Annotated in this window: 7 protein-coding genes; 3 read left to right on the forward strand and 4 right to left on the reverse strand. The window is 72.1% G+C overall.

Annotation, left to right across the window (positions count from 1 at the left end; genetic code table 11):
* Window positions 1-195: hypothetical protein (locus tag AB0E14_RS39165; RefSeq protein WP_362430188.1), on the reverse strand; the 195-nt coding region annotated here is incomplete at its 3' end.
* Window positions 196-264: 69 nt separating this feature from the next.
* On the opposite strand from AB0E14_RS39165, the gene AB0E14_RS39170 reads away from it, so the two are divergent.
* Window positions 265-1,029, forward strand: coding sequence for a hypothetical protein (locus tag AB0E14_RS39170; protein ID WP_362430191.1), 765 nt, complete (start codon window positions 265-267; stop codon window positions 1,027-1,029).
* A gap of 169 nt (window positions 1,030-1,198) precedes the next feature.
* The gene (locus AB0E14_RS39175; RefSeq protein WP_362430194.1) at window positions 1,199-1,765 is read left to right on the forward strand and encodes a hypothetical protein; all 567 of its coding nucleotides are present in this window, start codon (window positions 1,199-1,201) and stop codon (window positions 1,763-1,765) included.
* Between the two features lie 119 nt (window positions 1,766-1,884).
* Here AB0E14_RS39175 and AB0E14_RS39180 read toward each other — a convergent pair whose 3' ends face one another.
* Entirely contained in the window at window positions 1,885-2,370 is a 486-nt protein-coding gene (locus tag AB0E14_RS39180) for a hypothetical protein (protein WP_362430197.1), read from the reverse strand.
* 391 nt (window positions 2,371-2,761) lie between these two features.
* Between AB0E14_RS39180 and AB0E14_RS39185 the strand changes: the two genes are divergently transcribed.
* On the forward strand, window positions 2,762-3,421 hold the full coding sequence (locus AB0E14_RS39185; RefSeq protein WP_362430200.1) for a class F sortase: 660 nt from the start codon (window positions 2,762-2,764) through the stop codon (window positions 3,419-3,421).
* Window positions 3,422-3,544: 123 nt separating this feature from the next.
* On the opposite strand, the gene AB0E14_RS39190 is transcribed toward AB0E14_RS39185, so the two are convergent.
* A complete protein-coding gene (locus AB0E14_RS39190) occupies window positions 3,545-4,378 on the reverse strand; it encodes an NAD(P)H-binding protein (RefSeq protein WP_362430203.1) in 834 nt (277 codons plus the stop codon).
* 224 nt (window positions 4,379-4,602) lie between these two features.
* On the reverse strand, window positions 4,603-5,350 hold a 748-nt coding region (locus AB0E14_RS39195; protein ID WP_362430206.1), incomplete at its 5' end, for a polysaccharide deacetylase family protein.

A 5,350-nucleotide genomic window follows, 5' to 3' on the forward strand; every position in this document is an offset into this window, starting at 1 on the left:
GGCGCGGACTCCCCCGCCGAGGCCCACGCCACCGCCCGAGGCACCCGCTCCCCCTCCGCCGCCACCGGCCCCGGCGCCGTCCCTGCGGCCCCGCGCGCCGGCCCCCACCCCCGTCGCCCTGCCCTCGTACCGCCGTACCGCGCGGCCGCAGCCCGAGAGCGGCACCTCCCCCGTGACCATGATGCTGCTGGTCACCGCCCCGGCAGTGCTCGCGACCGCGATCCTGCGTCCCCGTTCCCGCTGAGCCCCGCCGAAGGAATCACCATGTCCGAATGGCTCGTCCTGACCATCGCGATGGCCGCCGCCTGCGCGGTCGTCCTCACCATCGTCGTCATCAACAACCGCCGGGTCCCGGACGACGACGACCCCACCGAGACGCCCGACGTCATGGAGTACATGACGATGATGATCGGCGTGATCTACGCGATCGTCCTCGGCCTCGCCATCGCCGGTGTCTGGGAGGCGCGCGGCGCGGCCCAGGAGACGGTGCGCCAGGAGGCCCAGGCGCTGCACGAGATCTCGGCCCGCGCCGAGGTGTACCCGGCGGACGTACGGACCCGGATCCGCGCGGACGTCGACGCGTATGTCGGGTACGTGGTCGACAAGGAGTGGCCGTACATGTCCGAGCACGGCGAACTCAGCGAGGAGGGCACCCGGCTCCTGGAGCAGGTGCGCCGGTCGGTGACCGACTACCAGCCGGCCACCGACCACGAGGGGCAGGCGTACCAGCCGCTCGTGGACCAGGTGGCGGTGGTGGACGACGCACGGGGCGCCCGCGGCGAGGGCGCGGGGGCGACGATGCCGGGGGTGGTCTGGTTCGGCCTGATCACCGGGGCCCTGGTGACGGTCGGACTGATCTTCACGTTGCAGATCCGGCGCACCGGCCGGGAGCTGCTGCTCGCGGGCCTGTTCAGCGCGCTCATCGCGTTCCTGCTCTTTCTGATCTGGGACTTCGACGCGCCGTTCGGACGCGGGATCTCGGCGACGGCGGGACCCTTCACCGACCTGTTCCCGCACGTGACCCGATAGCCCCCGCGCGACGCGCGTGTGGGCCGTGCGGGGGACATGAATGCCCCATTCGCCCGTCTGGGATCGCGACTGTGGTAGTGCGCTCCTAGCGTTTCCGGTATCGAGGTGCACGCCCTGTCCTTGTGCGGAAACCGCTTCCGCTGCTGCTCCTCGGGGACCGGAGGATTCCATGCGCGCGATACGTGCCGCGTCCACTGCCCTGTTGGGGGCGGCCACCCTCGCCCTGGCCGCCCCCGTCGCCGTCGCGGCGGACGGTGCGCCCGCACCGAACCCCCCGGCGGCACAGGCGAAGGCACCGGGCGATTTCGTCATTACGCCCTCGCTGGTGGCGCCGGGCGGGCGGGTGACGCTCACCGCCCCGGGCTGCGCCAGTACGGCGACGGCCTCGGCGGGCGTCTTCGACACGGTGACGATCGCCCCCGGCTCCTCGGCCACCGCGCTGGTGGACCTGGACGCCAAGCGGGGCGCCGTCTACACGGTCACGTTCCGCTGCACCGGCGGCGTCACCGACACCGTCGGCCTGACCATCAGCGGCACCACGGCGAGCCCGACGTCCACCTCCCTCTCCACCATCCTGCCCACCCCGAGCGGTGTGCGGGGCGGCCTCGGCGGCTCCGTCGAGGGCGTCGGCACAGGAACGCTGGCGGCCGGCGCCGGCCTGGTCGTCGCCGCGGCGGTGGGCACCGTCCTCGTCGTACGCCGCAGGTCGCAGCTCGCCCGCGGCCGTCGCCACTGACGGCGGGCGCCGTGCCCCGGGCGAGGCCTCCGAAAGGCCGACCGACGCCCGTCGCCCCCGAAGCCTGAACCAGGATTCGGGGGCGACGGGCGTTGCGGCCGACCGGGAGGTTCGGCCGGTCAGACCTTGGCGCCGGCCATACGGCGGCGGCGGGCGATGAAGAGGCCCCCGCCGAGCGCGGCCGCGGCGACGAGCGAGCCGCCGATGGCCATTTCCGTGGAGCTGGGAGCGAGCGAGCCGCCGATGCCGCCCTGGGCACCCCTCGCCTCGAGGACGGTGAACTGGCGGGTGGCCACGTTCGAGTTGTCGCTGCACTTGACGGCGAGGTTGTAGGTCCCCGGCGTGGCGTGGTTGTAGACCCGGCCGATCGCGCTGGAGATCCCGTTGGAGTTCACCGAGAGGTTGGTCGTCGGGAAGGCGTTGGACGTCACCTTGCCGCCGTGGCCGCAGCCCCTGACGGTGATGGTGATGGTCGAGCCCTGGTGGACGGCCGAGGGGTTGATCGTGACTTCGCTGGGCCCGTTCGTGGCGACGGCGAGAGGGGCCGCGAGCCCGACCGCCGCGAGTGCGGTGGCGGTCACCGCCAGAGTGCGTGCAGCACGCATGGTTGAACCTCCAGTGGAAGACGCCCCAAAGCGGTGCTCCGGGAAGTTCGACGAGTACGCCTTCCATGACGAACCCTCACAACTCACGGCGACCCTCGCATTTCGGCACTGGTCCACCCTGGTGAGCCGACACGCCGGGCGAAAGCCCCTGAATCTGACGGAGTCGCAGGTCACCGACCGTCAGACCGCTTATCTGACGATTACTCGGATGGGTCATCGTCCCCGTCACCCGCCCGCACCTCGGGTACCACAGAGCCCGGACACCTCGTCCGTGTCCGGGTCCGCGCCCGGGTCCGCGCCCGCGGAGCCCCGCGCCACCCGTTCGCCCCGCTCTGATCGCCGGTTCGCCCGGTCGCCCTTACCGTTCTGACGACGCCACGAAGGGAGAACCATGAGCCCCAAGGACTTCAGCGTCCTTGAGCCGAGGAGACGCGCCCCGTGGGGCGTTCTCGCTCTCGTCATGCTGTCCGGCCTGGCGATGATGCGCAACGGGGTCGACGTGGAGCTCGGCCCGCCGCAGCCGGCCGCCGCCGCCCGACCCGACACCCGCCCGCTCGGGACGCCGCCGCCCGCGCCCGACGGCCTGGAGACCCTGCCGCACGCCCCCGCCTCGCGGGTGAAGATCCCGGCCATCCGGGTCTCGGCCCCGATCATGGACGTGGGCCTCGACCCGGACGGCTGGATCTCGGCCCCGCCCCCGGAGGATCCCAACCTGGCCGGCTGGTACCAGAACGGCATCGCACCCGGGCAGCGCGGCACGTCCGTCCTGGTCGGCCACGTCGACAACGCGGCGGGCCCCGCGGTCTTCTACGGTCTCGGCTCGCTGGAGAAGGGCCAGCACGTCGAGGTGGAGCGGTACGACGGCCGGGTCGCCGTCTTCGAGATCTACGGCGTCGAGGTGTACTCCAAGAACGACTTCCCCGGTGTGCAGGTCTACTCCGACACCGGAACGCCCGAACTCCGCGTCATCACCTGCGGCGGCGGCTACTCCCGCGCCCACGGCTACGACGGCAACGTCGTCGTCTACGCCCGGATGGTCGGCTCCCGCTGACCCTCCTTCAAGGCACTTCACGAACCACGGCCGCTCGGAAGGCAGTTGGACTCCCACAGCCTTCCGGGCATCGGCGGCCCCAGAAGGAGGCAGAGGAACGAACGGCCCGCGGAGCACGCCGATTCATCGGAACGCGTCGACGTTCTCCTCGGCCCACTGCCGGAACGGCCGGGCCGGGTTTCCGGTGACGCGCAGAACCGTGTCGCGCACCGCCAGCAGCTCGTCGTTCACGTCCCCGCCCATGACATCGAGCACCGCGTCGGCAGCCCCGGCCCCGAAGACCGCGGCCATCCGCGCGTGGGCCTCCTGGCGGCTGATCTCGGCGAAGGGCACCTCCCGGCCCAGCGCCTCGGCGATCGCCTCGATCTGCTGACGGGCGGTCACCGGTTCCGGACCGGTCAGGGCGTACGCGCGTCCACGGTGGCCGGGCTCGGTCAGCGCCACCCGCGCCACCGCCGCGATGTCCGCGGGGTGAACGGTCGGGAGCGCGGTCTCCGCGTAGGGCGCGTGGACGGTCTCGTGGCCACGGACGGAAGCCGCCCACATCAGGGTGTTGGAGGCGAACTGCGTCGGCCGCAGGATCGTCCAGGCCATGCCGCTCGCCCGGAGCAGCTGCTCCACCGCCAGGTTCTCGGCGGCGGGCCCGAGGTGCGGGTGGGTCTCGACGGTGATCGACGAGACCAGCACCACGTGCTCCACCCCGGCCTGCCGGGCGGCTTCGAGGAAGTCGGCGTCCGAGCCCAGACGCGACACGAGAAACACCGAGCGCACCCCGTCCAGCGCGCGCTTCAACGACGTCGGCCGCGCGAAGTCGCCCTCCACGACATCGACCCCGTCCGGCAGCGCGGCCCGTGCCGCATCACGGGTCAGCCCCCTCACCGGCCCGGCACCGCACGCCTGCAGCTCCTTCAGCAGGGCGCGGCCTATGTTTCCGGTGGCTCCGGTCACGAGGATCATGAGGGTTCCTCCCCTGTCAGGTGATCAACGAGACCCCACGCTAGAAGCTCAACCACACTTCAGGTCAAGGAACTCCCTCACCACTGCACGCTGCTGGGCACCGGCCGCACACGCACATCGGTGTGCCCGGACGGAGCCGGCGCAGCCACCGGCTCGGCGCGAGGGTACGACGCACGGAAGGCCCCCGGAGGAGTCCGGGGGCCTTCCGTGCGCGCGGGGTTCGCTCAGCGTGGGGGGACGGTGATGTGGTAGCCGGAGTCGAGGAGTTCGGGGAGGTAGCGCTTCAGTGCCGCGACGCTCTGCGAGCGGTTTCCGCCGGCGTCGTGGGAGAGCACGACCACCCCCGGCGCCGCCCCGTCCAGCACTCGGCGCACGATGCTGCTCGTGCCCGGCTCCTGCCAGTCGAGGGTGTCGACGGTCCAGGCGAGGGGCTCCATGCCCAGTTCGGCGCCGATCTCGAAGGAGTGGCGGTTCCAGGCCCCGAAGGGGGCGCGGTACCAGAGCGGGGCGGAGCCGAGGATCGTCTCGACGAGATCGCTGGTGGAACCGAGTTCGTCGCGGATGCGGGAGGGCCGCAGCTTGGGGATGAGCGGATGCGACCAGGAGTGGTTGCCGACCACGTGCCCGTCCGCGGCCATCTCCCGCACCAGGTCCTGGTTGGCCTCCGCCATCTCTCCGCACACGAAGAACATCGCCCGGCAGCCGTAGCGCCGCAGGGTGGCGAGGATCTCCGGGGTGTAGCGGGGGTCGGGTCCGTCGTCGAAGGTCAGCACCATCGAACGGCCGACCCCGGACAGCTGGAGGAACGGCCGCTGCCGCACGGGCGGGATCGCCCGGCGCACGGCCGGGGGCGCGTACTCCGTCATCGGCTGGAGCCCTTCCCGGTTCGGTTCGAACCAGCCGCCCGTGGCCTCAGCCGCCCAGTAGCGGACCACCTTGGGGCGGCCTTGGACTTCGTACCGCACGCTGGAC

The organism is Streptomyces sp. NPDC047981 (assembly GCF_040653315.1).
GTDB lineage: Bacteria > Actinomycetota > Actinomycetes > Streptomycetales > Streptomycetaceae > Streptomyces.

Coding starts and splice junctions, on each gene's coding strand:
- AB0E14_RS39170 (WP_362430191.1), top strand. CDS start 265: ATGTCCGAATGGCTCGTCCTGACCATCGCGATGGCCGCCGCCTGCGCG.
- AB0E14_RS39175 (WP_362430194.1), top strand. CDS start 1,199: ATGCGCGCGATACGTGCCGCGTCCACTGCCCTGTTGGGGGCGGCCACC.
- AB0E14_RS39180 (WP_362430197.1), bottom strand. CDS start 2,370: ATGCGTGCTGCACGCACTCTGGCGGTGACCGCCACCGCACTCGCGGCG.
- AB0E14_RS39185 (WP_362430200.1), top strand. CDS start 2,762: ATGAGCCCCAAGGACTTCAGCGTCCTTGAGCCGAGGAGACGCGCCCCG.
- AB0E14_RS39190 (WP_362430203.1), bottom strand. CDS start 4,378: ATGATCCTCGTGACCGGAGCCACCGGAAACATAGGCCGCGCCCTGCTG.